Origin of the sequence: Actinomadura napierensis, from assembly GCF_039529375.1 — a bacterium.
Classification (GTDB): domain Bacteria; phylum Actinomycetota; class Actinomycetes; order Streptosporangiales; family Streptosporangiaceae; genus Spirillospora; species Spirillospora napierensis.
Map to the genome: position 1 here is coordinate 53745 of NZ_BAAAMR010000027.1, position 20547 is coordinate 74291.

The 20547-nt window shown below is 71.4% G+C and carries 13 protein-coding genes and 1 other RNA gene; 11 read left to right on the forward strand and 3 right to left on the reverse strand.

The window, feature by feature from the left end:
• The first annotated feature begins 193 nt into the window (after positions 1–193).
• Positions 194–566, forward strand: a transfer-messenger RNA (tmRNA) gene (gene ssrA, locus ABD296_RS17435).
• 79 nt (positions 567–645) lie between these two features.
• On the opposite strand, the gene ABD296_RS17440 is transcribed toward ssrA, so the two are convergent.
• Both ABD296_RS17440 and ABD296_RS17445 read right to left on the reverse strand, forming a co-directional pair.
• Positions 646–1398, reverse strand: coding sequence for an SDR family NAD(P)-dependent oxidoreductase (locus ABD296_RS17440; RefSeq protein WP_344267741.1), 753 nt, complete (start codon positions 1396–1398; stop codon positions 646–648).
• A gap of 191 nt (positions 1399–1589) precedes the next feature.
• Entirely contained in the window at positions 1590–2504 is a 915-nt protein-coding gene (locus tag ABD296_RS17445) for a LysR family transcriptional regulator (protein WP_344267743.1), read from the reverse strand.
• 260 nt (positions 2505–2764) lie between these two features.
• Between ABD296_RS17445 and ABD296_RS17450 the strand changes: the two genes are divergently transcribed.
• The 4 genes from ABD296_RS17450 to ABD296_RS17465 all read left to right on the forward strand — a co-directional run bounded on the left by ABD296_RS17450 (position 2765) and on the right by ABD296_RS17465 (position 6951).
• Positions 2765–2920 carry a hypothetical protein gene (locus ABD296_RS17450; RefSeq protein WP_344267745.1) on the forward strand — a complete coding sequence of 52 codons (156 nt, stop codon included), beginning with the start codon at positions 2765–2767 and terminating at the stop codon, positions 2918–2920.
• A gap of 319 nt (positions 2921–3239) precedes the next feature.
• Positions 3240–4868, forward strand: coding sequence for a flavin monoamine oxidase family protein (locus ABD296_RS17455; RefSeq protein ID WP_344267747.1), 1629 nt, complete (start codon positions 3240–3242; stop codon positions 4866–4868).
• Positions 4869–5098: 230 nt separating this feature from the next.
• Entirely contained in the window at positions 5099–5623 is a 525-nt protein-coding gene (locus tag ABD296_RS17460) for a GNAT family N-acetyltransferase (RefSeq protein ID WP_344267749.1), read from the forward strand.
• 86 nt (positions 5624–5709) lie between these two features.
• A complete protein-coding gene (locus tag ABD296_RS17465; protein WP_344267751.1) occupies positions 5710–6951 on the forward strand; it encodes an FxsB family cyclophane-forming radical SAM/SPASM peptide maturase in 1242 nt (413 codons plus the stop codon).
• Between the two features lie 24 nt (positions 6952–6975).
• Here the strand turns inward: ABD296_RS17465 and fxsT (ABD296_RS17470) are convergent, their stop codons facing one another.
• Positions 6976–9525: an FxSxx-COOH system tetratricopeptide repeat protein gene (gene fxsT, locus ABD296_RS17470; protein WP_344267753.1), complete on the reverse strand. Its 2550-nt coding sequence runs from the start codon at positions 9523–9525 to the stop codon at positions 6976–6978.
• A gap of 290 nt (positions 9526–9815) precedes the next feature.
• Between fxsT (ABD296_RS17470) and ABD296_RS17475 the strand changes: the two genes are divergently transcribed.
• From ABD296_RS17475 to fxsT (ABD296_RS17500), 6 genes are all read left to right on the forward strand, one after another.
• Positions 9816–10001, forward strand: a complete 186-nt coding sequence (locus ABD296_RS17475; RefSeq protein WP_344267755.1) for a hypothetical protein — start codon at positions 9816–9818, stop codon at positions 9999–10001.
• A gap of 171 nt (positions 10002–10172) precedes the next feature.
• Entirely contained in the window at positions 10173–11834 is a 1662-nt protein-coding gene (locus ABD296_RS17480) for a tetratricopeptide repeat protein (protein ID WP_344267757.1), read from the forward strand.
• Between the two features lie 412 nt (positions 11835–12246).
• Positions 12247–13692, forward strand: a complete 1446-nt coding sequence (locus tag ABD296_RS17485) for an MFS transporter (RefSeq protein ID WP_344267759.1) — start codon at positions 12247–12249, stop codon at positions 13690–13692.
• Between the two features lie 210 nt (positions 13693–13902).
• A complete protein-coding gene (locus ABD296_RS17490; protein WP_344267761.1) occupies positions 13903–15357 on the forward strand; it encodes a VMAP-C domain-containing protein in 1455 nt (484 codons plus the stop codon).
• 15 nt (positions 15358–15372) lie between these two features.
• A complete protein-coding gene (locus ABD296_RS17495) occupies positions 15373–16392 on the forward strand; it encodes an AAA family ATPase (protein WP_344267763.1) in 1020 nt (339 codons plus the stop codon).
• Positions 16389–20543, forward strand: a complete 4155-nt coding sequence (gene fxsT, locus ABD296_RS17500) for an FxSxx-COOH system tetratricopeptide repeat protein (protein WP_344267764.1) — start codon at positions 16389–16391, stop codon at positions 20541–20543. The genes ABD296_RS17495 and fxsT (ABD296_RS17500) overlap by 4 nt, the downstream gene beginning before the upstream one ends.
• Positions 20544–20547 lie beyond the last annotated feature (4 nt).

Consider the following 20547-nt stretch of genomic DNA (forward strand, 5'->3'; position numbering starts at 1 on the left):
TCTCGGGGGAGGCTCTGCCGTCCGGACCGGCCTGACCCTGCCGGTCGACCCCGGTGGCGCGACACACTCGCGCCACCGGGGTTCCTGCATGTACGGGCCCCGTCCGGCCGGGAATGACGTTGCCCCCGCGGGCGTTATCCTTGTAACGTCATGGTGCGGACGTCCCCGGACGACCGCTTTGACAACTCAACATGGGGGTGACCGGCTTCGACTTCGGTCGTCCGAGCCAGGGGAAGCGGGTCGAGGGTTGCTGTCGTGACCTCGTTAATCCTGTGACAGCAAACCAATAACTGCCAACAAGAAGCAGTCCGAGTTCGCCCTCGCCGCCTGAGCGAGGAGCGAACTCTGTCAGCCCGGTAGCGTCTCCGAACCGGGGTCTGGCATCGTAAGGAGACTCCACCTACCGACCCGGTCGCGGGGCTGGTAGGGAAAACAAACAGCGACTGAGCCCGTCGGCGACACGCCTGCGTGAGCGCCGGGACTGAGAAAACGCCAAGCAGGCTGCACCCGGAGAAGCCCTAGCTCTTCACCGAAGGACGCGGGTTCGATTCCCGCCACCTCCACCTGAGATCATAGATGCGGCCCGACCGGAACTCCGGTCGGGCCGTTTCTGCCGTGTGCGTCTCCGGAGCTCGGGTGCGGACTTCAGCGGGTCAGGGCACCACCGTCGACCGGGAGCAGCACGCCGTGAACGTAGGACGCCCCGTCACCGGCGAGGAAGACCACGGCGGCCGCGATCTCGGCTGCGGTGCCGGGACGCCGGGCGGGGTAGCTGCTCGCGGTGATCTCTTCCCACATCGGCATCTGCGCCGCGTTCAATTCGGTGGCGGTCGGCCCCGGCACGACGGCGTTGACCCGTACGCCTCTGGGGCCGAGCTCTGCGGCCCACGACTTGGTCAGGGAATGCAGGGCGGCCTTGCTCGCACCGTAGAGCGCGGTGCCCTCCTTACCGTGGACGCCGCTGACCGAGCCGATGTTGACCACCGCGCCGGCGCCGCGTTCGACCATGCCGGGCACCAGGGCGGCGGTGAGCAGGAACGGAGCTCTGACGTTGAGACCGAGGGCCGCCTCGATCTGCTCCTCGGTCACCTGCAGGAACGACTGCCCGGGCAGGATGTGGGCGGCGTTGTTGACCAGAATGTCGATGCGGCCGTCCGCCGCGGCCAGCGCGTCATCGGCGAGGCCGCGGACGGCCTCACCGGTGGACAGGTCGGCCTTGACGAACTCGGCGCGCCCGCCGTGCTCGCGGATGCGGCCGACGACCTCGGCGCCGCGCACGGCGTCCCTGCCCGTCACGACGGTGAGCGCGCCCTCACGCGCCAGCGCCTCGGCGATCGCCCGCCCGATCCCGCCGGTACCACCTGTGACGAGAGCGTGGCGCCCCTGCAACCGTGTCATGTCGATCTCCGGATACGCGCGTTGGATGGAAAGTCCGGGCTGGTCTTTCCACCGTGCCCCCGCCGGGCGCCGAAGATCCAATGAATGTTCCGCATTCGGCGATACGCATCGCGTATGCCTGCGGCTCACCGGCGGTCTCGCGGACCACGTCGGAGAGGGCATCCCCACCGGCCGGTCCCTCCGACGTCCCGTCAGTCGTCGGGGCGTTGATCGGCCGCGCCGGTCAGGTGGGTCTGAGCGTGGTCGCGAAAGGCGGCCACCAGCCGGTTGCGGTCGCCCGCGCGGGTGGCGAGCGCGACGTGGCACGGCTCGACGCCCTCCAAGGCGATGGTGGTGAGGTCGGGATGCCGGGTGGCGTGCCGGCTGGGCAGGATGCCCACGGCCTCGCCGGCGGCGATGGCCTCGAACTTGTCCTCGACGGCCTCGACGAGCGGGCCGCCCGGGGCCGGCCGTCCATCGGGTCGCGGGTCGATGCGCCAGAAGGCGCCCCAGACCGGGGAGGACTGCCGGACCCGCGGCACGGGCTCGTCGGCGATGTCGTCGAGGGTGACCGTTTCCTTGCCGGCCAGGCGGTGGTCGCGGGAGACCACGAGATACCGAGGCTCGTCGTACAGGACCGTGACGTGCAGCCGGTCGGTCGGGAACGGCAGCCGGGCCACGACCGCGTCCACCCGGTGATCGAGCAGTGCCTTGTCCGGCTCGTTCCAGTCCACGTTCAGGGTGCGCACCTCGGCCTCTGGATTGCGGTGGCGCAACTCGCGCACCGCCGGGGTGATGTATAGACCCCTGGTGTAGCCGATGGTGATCCGGCTGGGCCGGGCGGCGGCCCGGGCGGTCGCGGCGGCCCGGGCCGCCGCGCCCAGCAACCCGTCCGCGAGCGGCAGGAAGGCCTCCCCGGCCTCGGTGAGGCGGCTGCCCCGTCGGCCGCGATCGAGAAGGCGCGCGCCCACCTGCTGCTCGAGGCGGCGGATCTGCCGGCTCAACGACGGCTGGGTCGTGTGGAGGGTCTCGGCGGCGCGGCCGAAATGGCGGTGCTCGGCAACGACGACGAAGCACCGCAGCAGCCGCAGGTCGAGATCCGCAGGAGGGGCCGGCGAGTCGTGCACCCTGTCAGGCTAACCCTCGTCTTCGACAGCTCTCCAGATCTCCCACTGTCGTCCACGGCTCTGCCGCCCTTCGGGATGGCGCGCGGCCCTTGGCGTTGTGGGCAGAGGGGTTGCTGTGAGGTCGTCGGTTGGGCTGTTTGGTGTCCGCTGCGGGTGGGACGGGGCTGCGGACGCACGGGGGTTGACCTCAGCCGCCTGGTTGGCATGGCACCCGGCTAAGAGTGCGGTCCCGGTGTTTCGGGTTCGAGGATGATGGTGGGGTGATCCCGATCTACACCACCGATGAGGTCCCGGCCAGCCGAGGTGCTCATGCCATCGTGGGGCTGAAGGTCTCCAGCTATTCCGACAGCGTGACGGGCGCCAGGCACACTCTGGTCGGCACGGCCGTGACGTTGCTCAACGGCGTTCCGCGCTGAGTGCTGACGCTGGAGCTAGGGCGAGCCCGGTCGGAGTTGGCGTGCGCTGACGCCAGGTCTGACTACCAATCTTGATCCTGCGGGCACGCACGCAGCTCGATCTTTTTGCGTAGCGCTTTGACTAGGGCGTATGTGTTCGAGTAGGACGCGATTAGGTCCACCGTGCGCACGGCCCGATCGGAACGCTGTTCCGGTCGGGCCGTTCGCGTTCCCGGGTGCAGGACACGTGAAGTTCACAGGGGAGCACTCCGCCCGAAACGTCCCAAAATGAAGATCGTCGGCGCATCGACGGAACGATCTTCTTGTGGGGAGATGCGCCTTGGCACAGATCCAGCAGACGCGGCACGGGCAGACGCGCAGGGGCTTCCTGCGCGCGGTGGGGCTGACGGGCGGCGCGGGCACGATGTTCGCGGCGATGGGAGCGCTCGGCCTCGCACCGGCCGAGGCCACCGCGGCCGCGCCGCCCTTCCAGCCCCCCAGCCTCGCCGACTTCCACCTCACCAGGCGCAGCGCCGCCAGCGTCGTCATCCTCGGCGGCGGCATCGCCGGCCTTGTCTCGGCCTACGAACTCGGCAAGGCCGGGTACCGCTGCACGATCCTGGAACCGCGCGACCGGACGGGCGGCCGCAACTTCACGGTGCGTGGCGGCACCGAGCAGACCGACCTGTTCGGCAACAAGCAGATCGCCCGCTTCAGCGACGGGCAGTACCTCAACGCCGGGCCCGCGAGACTCGCCCAGTGGATGGTCACGCTCGACTACTGCAGGGAACTCGGCGTCCCGATCGAGGTGTTCACCAACTCCAACGCCGACGCCTACATCTACAACGAGTCCTCCGGCATGAAACCCGGGCACCCCATGCGGTACCGGACGGCCAAGGCGGACGTCTACGGGTACGTGAGCGAACTGCTCGCCAAAGCCACCGGCAGCGGCGCCCTGGACGCCGACCTGACCGGCGACGACCGCGCCGCGCTCCTGTCGTTCCTGGAGGACTGGGGCCAGATCGGCGGCAAGTCCGACGGCTTCGCCTACAAGGGCGGCGCCAACCGCGGCTTCACCGCCTACCCCGGCGCTGCGGGACAGCCCGGCACACCGCTGGGCGCCGTTCCCGACGTCTCCGACGTGTTCGCCTCCGCCGTCGGACGCTACTTCTCCTTCGAGTTCGAGTACGACCAGGCGATGCTGATGTTCCAGCCGGTCGGCGGCATGGACCAGATCCCGAGGGCGCTGACGCGCGCCGTCGGCCCCGGCAAGGTCAAGCTGGGCTGCGCCGCCTCCCGGCTCACGCAGCGGCCGGACGGCGTGACCGTCCACTACACCGACGCCGCGGGCCGCCAGAAGACCCTGGACGCCGACTACTGCATCGCCGCGATGCCCCCGCAACTGCTGGCCGGCCTCCCGCACAACCTCGGCGACGACGTCCAGGCGGCCCTGCGGGCCATCACCCCCGCCTCCGCCAGCAAGATCGGCCTGGAGTACCGCAGCCGTTGGTGGGAGACCGACCACCGCATCTACGGCGGCATCACCGAGACCGACCTCGACCTCACCCACGTCTGGCACCCTTCCCACGGCTTCCACGGCAGGCGGGGCGTCATCGTCGGCTACTACAACTACGACGAGACCGCCGACACGTACGGAAAGATGACCCCGCGGCAGCGCCAGGAACGCGCCGTCGCCCTCGGCGAACGCATCTACGGCCCCAAGTACCGGACCGAACTCGCCTCGTCCTTCTCCCAGTCCTGGCGCTACATCCCGCACATCGAAGGCGCCTGGCACAACCTCCCCGGCTGGACTCCCGACGCCCCCGTCCTCAAACCGCTGACCGCGCCGACCGGCCGCGTCCTCTACGCGGGGGACTGGCTCTCGTACATGGACGCCTGGCAGCACGGCGCCATCCTCTCGGCCCGCCAGGCCGTCACCGCCCTCCACACCCGAGCCCTGACCCACTGACCTAGCGGCGCACCTTGAACCGCAGGTCGAGGTCCGCAGGAGGGGGCGGCGAGTCGTGCACCCTGTCAGGCTGACCCTCGTCTTCGACCGCTCTCCAGACCTCTCCGCTACCCGAGATCGGATCCGCCCGCGAGGGTGCCCTCGTCCACGGCCCTGCCACTCTTCGGGGGTTGGCGTTGTGGGTGGAGGTGGCTGGACTGCGTCGGGGTGGGCTGGCGTAGATTTCGCGGGTGAGTGTGGAGCTGACGGTGGGGACGCGGGTTCTGTTGCGGCGGGTGCGGGCCGAGGACGAAGGGCGGTTCCTCGAGCTGGTGGAGGCGAGTTCGGAGTTGCACCGGCCGTGGGTCGCGCTGCCGCGGTCGGCGGCGGAGTTCGCGGCGTATCTGGCGCGGTTCGATCAGGTGGGCGCCGTGGGGATGGTCGTCTGCCTGCGCGAGGGCGGGGACATGGCGGGGATGGTCAACATCAACGAGATCGTCCGCGGGTCGTACCAGCGAGGAGTGCTCGGGTATGCGGCGTTCCTGCCGCATGCGGGGCGGGGCTACATGTCGGAGGGGGTCGCGCTCGCGGTCCGGTACGCCTTCGACCGGCTCGGGCTGCACCGGGTCGAGGCCGACATCCAGCCGGGGAACGCCGCGTCCGTGCGGCTGGTCGAGCGGCTCGGGTTCCGCCGGGAGGGGTTCTCTCCCGCGTACATCAAGATCGACGGAATGTGGCGGGATCATGAGCGGTGGGCCTTGACGAACGAGGTCTGATCGCGTTTATTGATCATGTAAGACCGATATACCAGTAAAAATTCAGCGCAGCGCCGCGTCTTGGTCTCACCTAGGAGGTCGCAAGCGTGGGCGTCCGCAGAGACGAACCCGGTCACGAGACGGAGTGGCCGGGCGCCTTGGACGTGCGCGCCCTGCTGGAGGGCGGCTGGCGGCCGACCCCGATCCGCGACTTCATCCTCAAGGTGCACAGCAGGTGCAACCTCGCGTGCGACTACTGCTACATGTACGAGATGGCCGACCAGGGCTGGCGGCGGCAGCCGCGGCGGATGTCGCGGCAGGTCGTCGCGTGGACGGCGCAGCGGATCGCCGAGCACGCCCGGGCGAACCTGCTCCCCGAGGTGGAGGTCGTCCTGCACGGCGGCGAGCCGCTGCTGGCGGGCGCCGAGCATCTGCGGTACGCGGTCGAGGCCATCCGCGCCGCCGCTGAACCCGACGTGCGCGTCGGCTTCAGCGTGCAGACCAACGGCGTCCTGCTCGACGAGCTGTTCCTGGACCTGTTCGCCGAGTACGGCGTCAGCGTGGGCGTGAGCCTCGACGGCGACGAGGAGGGGCACGACCTGCACCGGCGGCGCGCGAACGGGCGCGGCAGCTACCAGGACGTCCGGACGGGGCTGCGGCGGCTCACGGGGCCGCGGTACCGGCATCTGTTCGGCGGGCTGCTGAGCACCATCGAGCTGCGCAACGACCCGATCGCGACGTACGAGGCGCTGCTCGAGTTCCGGCCGCCCGAAATGGACTTCCTGCTTCCGCACGGGAACTGGGACGCGCCGCCGCCCGGCCGTCCGGCCGACGAGTCGGCGCCCTACGGGGACTGGCTCATCGCCATCTTCGACCGCTGGTACGCGGCGGAGGCCGGCGACGTGCGCGTCCGGCTGTTCAGCGAGATCATCCGGCTGCTGTTCGGGCGCATGTCCGCCAGCGAGGCCGTGGGGCTGTCCCCGGTGGCCGTGGCCGTGGTGGAGACCAACGGCGAGATCGAGCAGGTCGACTCGCTGAAGTCGGCCTACGACGGGGCGGCGGGCACCCGGCTGCACGTGTCGCGCGACCCGTTCGATACCGTGCTGTCGCTGCCGTCCGTCGTCGCGCGGCAGATCGGCCGGCGGGCGCTGTCGGAGCAGTGCCTCGCCTGCGAGGCGCACGAGGTCTGCGGCGGCGGCCTGTACCCGCACCGGTACCGCTCGGGCACCGGCTTCCGGAACCCGTCGGTCTACTGCCGCGACCTGCTCAAGCTGATCACCCACATCCGCGACGTCCTCAGCCGCGACCTGGACGGCGCGACCGCGCGGCCGGCGGCCACCGTGGTGTGACCGGCCCGGCCTGGCGGACGGTTCCTAGATCGGCGGCGGGTCGAAGTCGGCGTCCAGCCGGCGTCCGTCCATGAAGACCTGGGCGTCGGGGTGCTCGAGCGTGAGCGTGCGGCGGTAGCGCTCCTCGGTGTCGGCGAACAGCGTCTCGGCCTCCTCGCCCCGGCCGAGGGTGCGCAGGTCGGCGATGGCGTTCGCGGCGGCCGACAGCGTCACCGGATGGTTCTCGCCCACCAGCGCACGCAGCCGGCGCAGCGTGCCGGAGCAGAGCCGGTACGCCGACTCGCTCTCGCCGAGGGTGGCCAGGTCGCTGGCCAGGTTGAGCGCGACGGTGAGGGGATAGTGGTGGTCGCGGCCCAGCTTGGCCTCCAGGCCGGCCAGCGCGTCCTCGTTGATCTTCCGGGCCACCTGCGGGTCACCGGTGACCCGCCGCAGGATCGCGAGGTTCCCCGCACAGGCGTGGTTGTACGGGTGCTCGGCGCCGTACAGGCGCGGGTAGCGGCGGACGGTGTCCTCCGCCAGGGTCAGGGCCTCCTGGAACTCGCCGACGGTGCGGCGGATGTTCGCCAGGCACGTCGCGGCGGCCAGCGTGTCGGGATGGTCGATGCCGAAGGCGCGCACGTAACGCTGGTGGATGTCCTCGGCGATCTCCAGCGCGCGGTCGTAGTCGCCCGCCCGGCGCCGGGCGATGGACAGATCCTTGCCCGTGCGCAACGTCCAGGGATGGTCGGGGCCCAGTTCGTCGATTCCGAACGCGTAGGCGTCCTCACCGAGATCGCAGGCCTCGGAGAAGTCCCCGCCGAGCCGCACCGCCCGCGCGAGGCCGGTGTAGATGTTGATGTAGGAGGAGGGGTCGGCCGACTGGCCGCCCTCCGCCAGCACCTGACGGAACACCTGCTCGAGAAGAACGCGCGCGTTCGAGTAGTCGCTCTTGAGGCCGTAGTCGAGGGCCACGCTGTTCTTCGCGCGCCAAATGCTCCAGTCGGTCTCCGGAACCTTGCTCCCGAACCGGCGGAGCACGTCTTCGTCGATCTCGTGCGCCTGCTCGAAGTCGCCGCTGGCTCTCAGGTCGGCCGCCCGGCCTCGCAGTGCGCGCAGCGTGGTGTCGTGGTCGGGGCCGAGCGCCTTCTCCGCCGCGGCGAGCGTCTGCGCGCCCAAGGTGGCGGCTTCCGAGTACTGACCGAGCTCGCGGAAGAGGTTGCACATTTCCACGCGCAGTTTGAGGACGTCCTCGTGATCGGCGCCGGACGACGCGGTCCACTCTTCGAGGAACGACTCCGCGAACAGCTGGGCGGAGGGATAGTCGCCGGAAGAGTAGAGGTAGGTGATCATGTTGAGGGAGAGGCCGCGCACCGCCGGCTCCGGGCACTGGGCGATCCCGGCCGGTTCGAAATGCCCGAGCGCGTTCACGTACTTGTTCCAGTTCGCCGAGTCGACCGGGTCGGACGGCGTGTAGTCGGCCAGCAGGAGGTGGACCTGGTGGCGGAGCCGATCCTGTTCCCTTTCCGGCAGTTCGTCGCGGACGAGGGCCTGGATCAGCCGGTGGACCTGAATGGTCCGGGCCGGGATGTCGAGCCGCGCGAGCGCGAAACGCCCCAGCTCCCCGATGGCCCGGCTGAGCCGGATGGGGTCTCTGATCAGTTCCGAGAGCTGCGTGCTGAGGCCCGGCACGACCTTGCTGAAAGCGTCCCGTGGAATCGGCTCGGGACCGAAGAACGCGCAGTAGCGCAGGAGGTCCAGTGCCTCGGGCATCTTCTCGTCGAGGCTGGCGACCGAAAGCGCCCAGGCGGCCGTCATCGACACCGGATACTCGGTCGGCTTGCCTTGGGACAGCAATTGGCTGGTGCGTTCGCCGAGGAGCCGCAGGTACTCCGCCACCGCGATACCGGTCTCCGCGTGGAGCGCGCCCGCCTGCTCCAGGGCGAGCGGGAGGTCGCCCAGCTCCTCCGAGAGCTTGTCGGCGTCCTTCGGGTCGATGCCGCGCGGTACCCGCCGGTTGAGGAACTCGATGCTCTCCTTGCGGGTGAAGACGTCGATGGGCACCGCGTCGACCACGCCCGCCCAGCGGTGGTTCCGCGAGGTGATCAGCACGTGCCCGGGCCCCTGCGGGAGGGTCTCGGTCAGTTCCTCGGGCTCGTCGGCGTTGTCGAAGATCAGCAGCCAGTTGGTGAAGGGCTCGCCCCGCCGCAGCGCGTCCAGCACGGCGTTGGCGGCGTCTTCGACACCGCTGACCGAAGCGGAGGGAAGACCGAGGGGCTGCGCCAGGCTCGCCAGCGAGGAACGCACGAGCACCGGCTGGTCCGCGGGGATCCACCACACGAGGTCGTAGTCGGATCTGTAGCGGTAGGCGTACTCGACCGCCATCTGGGTCTTGCCCACACCGCCGAGTCCGTGCAGCGCGTGCGGGACGACCGCCGTGACCTGGTTGGCGAGACCGCCGCGCAGCCGCTCGAGCAGTTCCATCCGGCCGGTGAAATTCTTGTTCCGCGGAGGGACCTTCCCCCAGATCTGGGGGACCCGTCCCGTGGCGAACGATGATTCCGGCGTTGCGTTGGTCACTCGATCCCCCTGCGTCATGCCGGCGCCGCCACCGGACAGGCCGCATCACGTCGCGGTCAAGTAATTCCGTCAATGAAGATAGTGTATTGAGGCTGCTCGTTCCAGCCTGTGTCACGTGACACATTGATCGTCGCTCGATTTTCGGACGTCTATATCTTCAAGGATGTGCCGTCCGTATGGGGGCGCCGCTCGCCATGCCCTATGGCTTTGCCGGCGGCTTTCTGAGACGATGACCGTGATCGCCTCGCCATGGCGCGCGAGCGCGGCATGGATGTGGCTCTGCGGTGTCGACGTTGGAGGAGACACAGATGCAGGAAAGTTCCTTCCGCCTTCCGAGCGACCTTCTCACCGACGCGTCCGCCTCCCGTGCCCTCCCGGGCCTTCAGCGGGCCCGGCTGGAAATGGCGCGCTCGAACCCCGGCGGCCGCGGGTTCGACAACAAGATGGCGCTCGGGGATGAGCGGCCGGCACTCCGCCGCCATAACGGCTGGTAAGCCCGGCGGAAGGGACGTCCCCGGGTGAGCGGGCCGGCGTGCGCGGCCGGGGATCCGCCGGATTCGACGCCGCGGGGATCGGCGGTGCGTTATTCTCAGGAAACCCTGGGCATCCTGAATCCGATGTCGCTGAAAGCTCTCCAGCGGATACCCGCTCATGGGGACGGAACGATGACCGCGCTACCTCCTCCCGACGCACCGGCCCCTTACGTGGGCACGCGCGCGTTCGGTGAGCGGGACCAACCGTTGTTCCACGGCAGGGGGCCGGAGAAACGGCACGTCGCCGAGACGTGGCGGACGCACCGGCTCACCTTGCTGCACGGTCGTGCCGGCGTGGGCAAGACCTCACTGCTGTGCGCGGGGGTCATCCCGTTCCTGCAGGCGGCGGACGCGCACGTGCTGCCCGCCGCCCGGCTGGCCCACCGCCCGCCGTTCCCCCTGGCCGCGCTGTCCGAGCACAACCACTTCCGGCTCGCCGTGCTGACCTCGTGGTACACGCGCGCCTCGCCGGCGCGGATCTGCGAGACGCCGCTCGGGACGTTCCTGCGCAAGAACCGCCGCATGGACCGGTTCGGCCGCCAGCTGCCCACGCTCGGGGCCATCGACGGCGCCGAAGCGCTGCTGCGCACCTCGGCCCGGCACGAACGCCACCGCCGGGAGTTCCTCGACGACCTGGCGGCGGCCATGGACGAGGCCCCCGACCTGCATCTGCTCCTGGTCGTGCGGGACGACGCGCTCGACGACGCGTTGGACCTCGCCGACCGGCTCGGGCAGGCCTCGCCGGCGACCTGCACGCTCGAGCCGCTGACGCCCGAGGCGGCGCACGAGGCGGTCGCGGAGCCGCTGGCCCATGCCGGACGGCCCAGTGAGGCGGTCGCCGAGGCGCTGGTGCGGGAGCTCCGGACGCTGCGGCCGGCGGGGGGCGTCCAGACCACGGCTCGCGTCGATCCTTCGCTGCTCCAGCTCGTGTGCGAGCGCCTCTGGGACGATCTGCCCGGCGACGCCGGCATCTCCGGCGAGCGGCTCCGCGGTGAGGTGAACCGCGTGCTGCGGGAGTCGTGCGAGCACGACCTCGCCACCATCGCCGCCGACCAGAGCCTTCCCGCGCGGACCCTGCTGTCCTGGTTCCGCGGCACGTTCGGCGGGCCGCGCGGGCGCGCCGGGATCCCCGAGTCGCGGCTGTACGACGACGTGCCGAAGGCGGTGGTCGACGCCGTCCAGGACTGCCACCTCATCCGGGCCCGCCTCGGTGACAAGGACCGGTACTACGAGATCCAGCACCCCAGGCTGATCGAACCGATCGGGCAGCTCGACGGCGGGGCCGTGCCCAGCCGGCCGGGGCCCGCGACGCGCCTGCGGCAGGCCCACCGGGCGCTGGCGGACGGCGACCCGGAACTCGCGCGGCGCCACGCGGAGGCGGCCGTCCGCGCCTGCGGCGAAGGCGACCTCAAGGTCCTCGCCGACGCGACCACGTTCCTCGGCGATGTCGCCTACGAGCAGGGGGACGCCCCGACGGCGGTGCTGCGCTACCGGGAGGCGGCGCGGATCTGCGAGGCGGTTCCGGACAACGCCGCGGTCGGTTGGCTGCTAGCCGGAATCGGCCGGATCCTGCTGTCGGGCGGCGTGGGGGACCCCGGGGAGGCCGTACGGCAGCTCCAGGCTGCGGCGAGCCGGCTGCCGCACGAGCTGTCGATCCAGACGGCGCTCGGCCAGGCGCTTTGGCGGTCCGGCAGGACCCGCGCCGCCCGCGCGGTGTTCGAGGAGGTCCTCGGGCACGACAGCCGGAACCGCGAGGCGCTCATCGCCAAGCGCGCCTTGTCCGGCATCGCGTAGCCGCGACGCTCCCGCCACACGCCGGGCGGATCTCACCGGGTCCCCGTATCACCGGATCCCGCCGGGGCATCAGGCGCGGCGAGACCGACCGATGTGCGGCGAGTGTCAGCCTTTCGCGATTGCTTTGGCTCTTCGTCCTATTTAAGGCTGCATAGGAGATATGCTATTTATTGGTGGATTGTCGGCAGCTGCTTTCAGGTCAATTGTTCCGGTGCTAGGATCCCTGCACTGCCGATCCCGTCTGCGTGCCCGTCCGGCAAGGAATGGCCGACGGAGATTTTGGGCATTCCTGATGGAACTTTGTACTCGGTGCGACCTTATGTCGTATTCGTGCCGGGTACTTCGGTGGTGCCCGTCTGGGGTAGGGGGTCCTAGCCGGTGACCACGGTCCGGAACGAGGAGAAGTCAGACGGTGACCATCGCTCCACCGCAATCGAACCCGCGGGATGGTGGCGCAGCTGACGATTCCGGCGGTCGGCGGACGAAGTCCTGGCACCGTGATTTCAACCTGTTGCTCGGCGGCTCGACGCTCTCGCAGCTGGGCACGCTCGGGGCGGCCGCGGCCAGCCCGCTGCTCGCGCTGACGATGACGGGCTCGCCGATCGTGGCGGGCTGGGTGACGGCGGCGAGCACGCTGCCGGGGCTGTTCCTCCATCTGCCCGCCGGGCTGATCGTCGATCGGTACGACCGCTGGTGGATCATGTTCGCCAGCCAGGCGATACGCGTGCTCAACTCGGTGCTGCTGTTCGTGGCCCTGCTGACCGTCACCAGGCCCTGGCCGTTCCTGATCGCGGCGATCATCGTGGACGGCTCGTGCGCGGTCTTCTTCCGGATCGCCGAACTCGCCGCGGTGCGCTACGTGGTGCCCGACGGCCAGGCGGAGAGGGCCATGGGGACGAGTGAGGCCCGGCACCATGTGGCCCTCGTCCTCGGGCGCCCCGTCGGAGGGCTGCTCTTCACCGTCAACCGGGTGGTCCCCTATCTGCTGGACGCGGCGACGTCCGTCGTCTCCGTTCTCACCTTGCTGGGGATGAGCAACAAGAGGCTCCAGTCGTTCGCGCCGAAGCCCAAGGCGTCGAAGAACGGCGTACTGCGTTCCTTCAAGGAAGGCGTTCTCCAGATATGTCGAGATAGGTTCCTCTCTGTTTCCCTCGCCGCCTGCGCGGTCGCCAACCTGGCGTTCCAGGTGGTCATTCTTCTGCTCGTGGTCGAGGCCGAGCGGCGGCACTTCTCCGGCTCGGTCATCGGCGCGCTCCTCGCGACATCGGGCGTCAGCGGATTCCTGGGCGCCGTGACCGCCCCCGGCATCGTGCGGCGATTCAAACCGCAGACGACCGTCAAATGGTGCGTCGTCTCCTGGTTCCCACTGCTGGGCGTGGTCGCCATGTCGGGCAACCCGCTGATCGGAATGTGCGCCTGGGGCTTCTGCAGTTTCATGGGAGCCTATATAAACGTCGCTCTCGCGGTGCACCAGAGCAGGGTCGTTCCAAAGGAGCTGCAGGGGCGGGTGGAGGGCGTCGTCCAGTTCCTGACCACCGGCGCGGTGGCCCTCGGCGCCTCCGCCGGAGGTTATGTGATCGACTCTTTCGGGACGCGTTCCACGGCCGCCGTCGCCGCGCTGGTGTTCCTGGCGCTCGCGATCGCCGTGCCGTTCGTCGTTTCCCGGCCGAGCGGCTCTGGTGAGCCGACGCTGCTGGGCCTTATCCTTTTCCTGGCGCTGATCTCCGCATGGTCGCTGCTCCCGGCGTCCGCGCGGGGGCGGAAGAGAGCGCCGGTGAAACGGGGCGAACGGGCGCGTGGCACGAGTGCGGGTGCGGCGCTCGGCGGCGCGATGGTGTCGGCGGGCAAGGACGGCTAGACGTTCGTCCGGGCGATCGGGAACCACATGCGCGCCGTTCGCACTGTGCGACGTGACGCATTACGAACGTCCTGTTCCGGTCGCTTCCGAGTTGACGGAGCGGCACCCATCCCGCGGCCCGCGCGGATGTAGGCTTCCGCCATCGGAAACGGCAGGCGTTCTTTCGGGGTCCTTCGGTCGGAGGCGGAGCGTTTGATCACGTCGCTGAACGTGGACGATCAGCATCGGCTCGTCGAGGCGATCCTGCGGATCGACGGGATGAGCGTTCGGCGCGGGCGTGAGGTGCATCTGGCGGCCCTGGAGCGCGATCTCGGGCACCGGCTGCCCTTCGAGCACCATGACCAGGACAAGCTCGACGTGTGGGCGCTGGTCGACGTCCTGCTCAACTATCCGGGGGCCGCGCAGGCACTGGTGCGCAACCTGGAGCGGTTCTACAAGGGCAGCCTGTCCGTGGCGGCCCTGCGCGACCTCGTCCGCGAACTGGTCCCGGAGCCGTGGCTCGGCCAGGAGGAGCGGCGGGAACTGCATCAGCTGATAACCGCGCTGGAGCGGGTCGACCCCGGGCTCACCCATCTCAGCCGGTTCCCGATGCTCTACCGGCGGGCGGTCGGCCCCGCCTGGCCGCTGCTGGACCGGGAGATGCGCAGCCTGCACGACGTCGTCGCGCTGCTGGAGGAGCTCCCGTCCGGACGGGACGGGGTGCCGCCGCTCCTGGTCTTCGTCGACGACCTGGCGCAGTACGCCGCTCCCTCGACCGCGCCCGCGATCCGGGAGTGGGTGCGCCGGCAGGCGGCGGTGCAGGGCCTGGACGGCGTGCTGTTCCAGCGGCGGCACGTCCAGGTCGAGGCGCGGGCGCGGCCGGAGCCGTCCGAGACCTACCTGATCATCGCGTGCACCCCGGACGCGCTGGAGCCGGACCGGTACCTGGTCACCGCGTGGCTCCAGGTCGACCGCGAGCCGGGCAGCACGCTGCAGTGCAGCGACGAGGCGCTGCCGCTCAGCCGGATCCCGGAGCTTCTGGAGCGGCTGCTCACCGCGGACAGCTCGGTGGTCGGCCGGCGCACCCCCGACCTCACCGTGGAGTTCGTGCTGCCGCGCGGCCTGCTCGACCACCCGGTCGAGGACTCCAAGATCAAGATCGCGGGCTTCGAGCACCGCATCGGCATCAAGTACCCGGTGGTGGTGCGGAGCCTCGACCGGATGCGGCTGGCCGCGGTCCACCACGACTGGCGGCACAAGTGGACGGCGTTGCGCGAGAACGCCCTCGACGCGCCGGTCTGCCTGGTCACGCGGCGCGGCGAGTACGACCAGGAGGAGCTGTTCTCCAAGCTCTCGGAGTCCCCGGCCGTGCTCGCGCTGGCCTTTCCGCCGTGGGCCGGGAGCGAGGAGCCGGACGAGCACTGGGTCGGGCTGGTATCGGGCGCCCCGGTGATCGCCTGGTGCCGGGTCGGGCGCGACCCCGCCCGGTTCGCCCGCGAGGTCAAGGACCTGCTGGCCTCCGACCTGATGAAGCTGCCCCGGCGGACGATGGAGCTGCGCCGGCAGGCGCTGACCGCGGGGGCCGAGGAGGCCGCGCCGGACCACCTCGGCCTGCACCTGACGCTGGTGTTCGACGACGCCGACCGCATTCCCGAGCCGTACGTCCGGCTCCGACCCCCCGCATAGCACCGGAAGGCCGCCATGACGACAGGACCAGAGACCAGCGACCCGGTCGGCGACTGGCGCATCTACCGGGGCGACGGCCGGCCGCACGAGCGCGTGCGGCGGCTGCCGCCGCCACCGCCCTGGCGCCGGTTCAGCCCGGACGAGACCGTCCCCGGACGCGGCCGGCGCGCCGAGCAGGCGATCTCCTACCGGCCGGACGCGTCGGTGGTCGACAAGGTCAACGCGGCGATCCTGCTGCGCCGCCCGCTGCTGGTGACGGGCAAGCCGGGGTCCGGCAAGTCGACCCTCGCCTACAACGTCGCCTACGAGCTCGGGCTCGGTTCGGTCCTGTACTGGTCCATCACCAGCACGACGACGCTGCAGTCCGGGCTGTACCACTATGACGCGATCGGCCGGCTCCACGAGACGAGCCTGCGCGGCGTCCGCGGCCGGGCGGACACGCCGGATCCGCCGGACATCGGCCGCTACATCCGGCTCGGCCCGCTCGGCACCGCGCTGCTGCCCGGCGACCGGCCCCGCGTGCTCCTCATCGACGAGCTCGACAAGAGCAACATCGACCTGCCGAACGACCTGCTCAACGTGTTCGAGGAGGGCAGGTTCGCCATCCCGGAACTGCAGCGGCTGCCCGAGGAGCAGGCGCGCATCCACGTCATGACCGAGGACGGCGGGCCCCGCGTGTCGATCGAGCACGGCGAGGTGCACTGCGCGAACTTCCCGATCGTCATCATCACCAGCAACGGCGAGCGGGAGTTCCCGCCCGCCTTCCTGCGCCGGTGCGTCCGGCTGGTGATCGAGCCGCCCGGCCGGGAGCGGCTCGCGGAGATCATCGAGGCGCATCTCGGCGCGGGCGCCCGGGCGGCGAGCGAGCGGCTGATCGAGGAGTTCCTCGCCCGCCGCGCCGACGGCGCCCTCGCCACCGACCAGCTGCTCAACGCCGTCTACCTCGCCACGTCCGGGAGCAGGCCGCCGGAGGCCGAGCTGAACGAGATCCTCGACACGGTGCTCCGCCCGATCGAGACGCCCGGCGCGGGATGATCGGCCGGCTCGTCGAGGCGCTGCAGGCGCTCGACCCGCAGCCGACGGCGGAGGAGATCGCCGACGCGCTCTGGCTCGCCGACTGGTTCCGCACGCACGAGGGCCCGGCCCACCACGTCCCGCGCGGCGCCGCCGACCCGGACGAGGGCGCCCCGGCCGATCCGCCGCCCTCGCCGCGCCCGGCCGAGACGGCCACGTCGCCCGGCCCCGTGCCGTTGCGGCCGCGCCCGGTGGAGGCGGGGCTCTACCTGGCGGGGCAGGAGGTGCCGTCGACCTCTTTCCCGGTCCGCATGCCCGCGATGCCGGCCATCTCGCGGACGCTGCCGCTGGCCCGGGCGCTGCGTCCGCTGCGCGCCACGGTCCCGTCGCTGACCCACGCCCTTCTCGACGAGGCGGCGACCGCGCAGCGGATCGCCGAGACCGGCGTGTGCGAACCCGTCATGGTCGCGGCGCGGGAACGCCGGTACGACCTCGCCCTGGTCGCGGACGTCGGCCCGTCCATGGTGGTGTGGCGGCAGACCATCGAGGAGCTGGAAGCGCTGCTGCAGCAGCTCGGCGCGTTCCGCGACCTGCGCACGTGGTACCTGGACACCGGCGGCGAGCGGATGTCGCTGCGCACCGGGTCGGCGTTCGGGGGCGGCGCGTTCCGCGACCCCGCCGAGCTGGTCGACCCGACGCACCGGCGCGTCGTCCTGGTCGTCAGCGACTGCATCGGCGCGGCCTGGCGGGACGGCCGGGCCGCGGCGCTGCTCGGGCGGTGGGGCCGGACGGGGACCGTCGCGATCGCCCAGCCGTTGCCGCAGCGGCTGTGGTGGCGGACCCCGGCGGCCATCGAGCAGGTCCGGTTCGGGGCGCCCGGGCCGGCGGTGCCCAACGAGCGGCTCACGGTGACGCGGGCGCCGCTCCAGCCGCCGGACGGGCGCCCGCTCGGCGTCGCGATCCCGGTCGTCGAGCTGAACGAGCGATGGCTGCGGTCGTGGGCACGCATGGTCGCCCACGGGGGCAGGGACATCATGGGGGCGGCGCTGTTCACCGGCCGGGCGGTGGCCGACGCGCCGCCCGCCGAAGACGTCGCGATGTCGGCGGAGACGCGGGTCAAGCAGTTCCGGGCCTCGTCGTCGCCGGAGGCCTTCAAACTCGCCACCTACTTCGCGGCGGCGCCGCTTCGGCTGCCCGTCATGCGCCTCGTCCAGCGGGCGATGCTCCCGGCCTCCACGTCCTCCGTCCTCGCCGAGGTGTTCCTCGGCGGGCTGCTGCTGATGGTCGGCCGGCCGTCCGGCGGCGGCGAGGAGGAGATCGCCTACGAGTTCCACGAGGGCGTCCGGGAGATCCTGCTCCAGGGACTGCGCCGGCGCGAGATCTACCAGGTGCTGCGCGCGGTGTGGGACGTCGTCCGCGACCGCATCGGCTCCTCACTGGACTTCCCGGCGCTGCTCGCGGCGGTGGGCCGCGGCGAGGTGCGGCTTCCGCCCGACCTGCCGTTCGCCCAGGTGGCGGCGCAGGCGCTGGTCGGCCTCGGCGGCCCGTACCGGGAACTGGCACGGCGGCTGGCCGCAGGCGGTCCGGGCGCGTCCGACACCGTCGCCGCTGCCGGTGACGCGGCCGTGGCGGCCGGCGACCCGGAGCCCGGCCCGGTGGAGAGCACCGCGCCCGCCCCGGTGCTGCGCAGCGGACTGCCGGCCCGCAATCGCGACTTCGTCGGACGCGACCGGCTCCTCGCGGCGGTCCGGTCGGCGCTGCAGGACGGAATGGCGGCGCTCCTGCCGCAGTCGGAGTTCGGCATGGGCGGGGAGGGCAAGTCCAACCTCGCGGTCGAGTACGCCTACCTGCACGCCGACGACTACGACCTGGTGTGGTGGGTCCCGGCCGAGCAGACGACCTCCGCCCGTGCCGCGTTGGCGGGGCTCGCGCGCCAGCTCGGCATGCCGATGAGCGACGACATCAAGGGCACGGTGGACGGCGTGCTGCGCGCGCTCCGCGACGGCCGGCCCTACGGCCGGTGGCTGCTCATCTACGACAACGCACGGGATCCGGACCAGGTCGTCCCGCTGACCCCGCTGTCGGTCGACGGGGACGAAACAGGCCTCGGACCCGGCCGCCACGTCCTGGTGACGTCCCGCGACCGCCGCTGGGACGGGCACGCCTCCGTCGTGGACGTCGGCGTCTTCGAGCGGCCCGAGAGCATCGCCCTGCTGCGCCGCCTGGTGCCGCGGCTGACGGAGGCCGAGGCCGACCGGCTGTCGGAACGGGTCGGCGACCTGCCGCTGGCGGTCGGCCAGGCGGCCGCGTGGCACGTCGTCACCGGCGGGACCGCCGAGGAGTACCTCCGCCTGTTCGACGAGCGTCTCGCCGCGTTCGCCGCGGAAGACGGGGCCGAGGAGCCGCCGGCGCCGCTGGCGGCGGGGGTGAGCCTCAACCTGGACCTTCTCCGGGAGGAGAACCCGGTCGCGGGCCTGCTGCTGGAGCTGTGGGCCGTCTTCGATCCCGAACCGGTCCCGTGCGCGCTCCTCGCGGCCGGCCGGTCGGCGGCGCTGCCCGCCGAGCTGACCGCACTGCTCGCCGACGACGCCCGGCTGCGCGGCGCGATGCGCGACGTCTCCCGGTTCTCCCTCGCCCGCTTCGACGAGGAACCGGGCAGCCTCCAGGTCCACCGGCTGGTCCGCGCGATCCTCAACGACCGGCTCGGCGCGGACGGGCGGCGGCGCGTCCGCGCGAGCGTCCGCGCCATCCTCGCCGCGGCGACGCCGCAGGAGGAGCCGGAGGTGGAGTCGTCCTGGGAACGCCGCGCCGAGATCACGCCGCACGTGGTCCCGTCCGGGGTCTTCGAGGCCGACGAGCCGAGCATCCGGCGCGTGGGCATCGACCAGGCGAAGTTCCTCTACCAGTCGGGCGAGTACGAGGGGAGCCGGCGGCTCGCGGAGACCGCCCTCGGCCGCTGGCTGGAGCGGTACGGGCCCGACGACGACCTCGTCTTGGACATCTCGCGGGTGCTGGCGAACGCCCTGCGCGGCCTCGGCGACAACCGCGCGGCGGCCGACCTCAGCGAGGACAACCTGGCCCGGACCCGCCGCAAGTTCGGCGCCGACCACATACAGACCCTCTACGCCGCCAACGGGTTCGGCGCGGACCTGCGCTTCCGCGGTGAGTTCCGCCGGGCCCACGAGATCGATCTCGACGCCTGGCGGCGGCTTCGCCGGATGTACGGGGACATCGCCTCCAGCACCCAACTGGCCGCCACGAACCTGGTCGTCGACCTGCGGATCCTGGGCGAGTTCCAGGAGGCGTACGACATGGACATGGACGTCTGGCGCGAGGCCGAGGCCGGCCAGTCCTACCGGCAGCGGTTCCGCGCGACCCATCACCTCGCCCGGGACCTGCACGAGCTGGGGCTGTACCCGCAGGCGCACGGGATGCAGGAGGAGAGCCTGGCGAACCTGCGGCCCGTCCTGGGGCCGGGGCACGCGATGGTCCTGCAGGCGAAGATGAGCCACGCGGGGACGCTGCGCAAGCTCGGGCGGTTCGAGGAGGCGCATCGCCTGGCCACCGAGACGTTCGCCGCGCACGTCCGCCGGTTCCGCGAAGAGCATCCGAACACGCTCGCCAGCCAGGTCTGCCTGGCGCTCACCACCAGCGCGCTCGGACGGCCCGCCGAGGCGCTGCCGATCATCGACCGGGCGCTGGCCGGCTACCGCCGGGTGATGGGGGACCGGCATCCCTTCGTCCAGGTCTGCGCCGTCGACCGGGGCGTCGTGCTGCGGCGGCTGGCGGAGGTGTACGCGGCCCAGGAGAGCGACCAGGCGGCCCTGGCGGACCTCGAAGCCGGAGTCCTCGGGCCGAACCACTACTACGCGCTGTGCGGCACCGTGGGGCTGGCGAACGACTACTACCTGCTCGGCGAGCTGGACGCCGCGGCCCGGCTGCTGTCCGGCGTCCGGGAGAAGATGATCGCCTGCCTCGGCGAACGGCATCCGTACTCGCTGGCCGTCGACCTCAACCTGGGGCGCGTCCGCGCCGCCATGGGGGAGGACGGCCGCGACACCGGCCCGGCGCTGACCGCGCTGCGGCGGGTCCTGGGTGCGGAGCACCCCGAGGTCCGCGCGGCCGAACGCGGCGACCTGCTCGAATGCGACATCGAGCCGCCAGCCCTCTGAACCC

Excerpts from the sequence above, each read along its gene's own strand:
- ABD296_RS17475 (WP_344267755.1), top strand. The coding sequence starts at position 9,816 with ATGCAGGAAAGTTCCTTCCGCCTTCCGAGCGACCTTCTCACCGACGCG.
- ABD296_RS17495 (WP_344267763.1), top strand. The coding sequence starts at position 15,373 with ATGACGACAGGACCAGAGACCAGCGACCCGGTCGGCGACTGGCGCATC.
- ABD296_RS17480 (WP_344267757.1), top strand. The coding sequence starts at position 10,173 with ATGACCGCGCTACCTCCTCCCGACGCACCGGCCCCTTACGTGGGCACG.
- fxsT (WP_344267764.1), top strand. The coding sequence starts at position 16,389 with ATGATCGGCCGGCTCGTCGAGGCGCTGCAGGCGCTCGACCCGCAGCCG.
- ABD296_RS17440 (WP_344267741.1), bottom strand. The coding sequence starts at position 1,398 with ATGACACGGTTGCAGGGGCGCCACGCTCTCGTCACAGGTGGTACCGGC.
- fxsT (WP_344267753.1), bottom strand. The coding sequence starts at position 9,525 with ATGACGCAGGGGGATCGAGTGACCAACGCAACGCCGGAATCATCGTTC.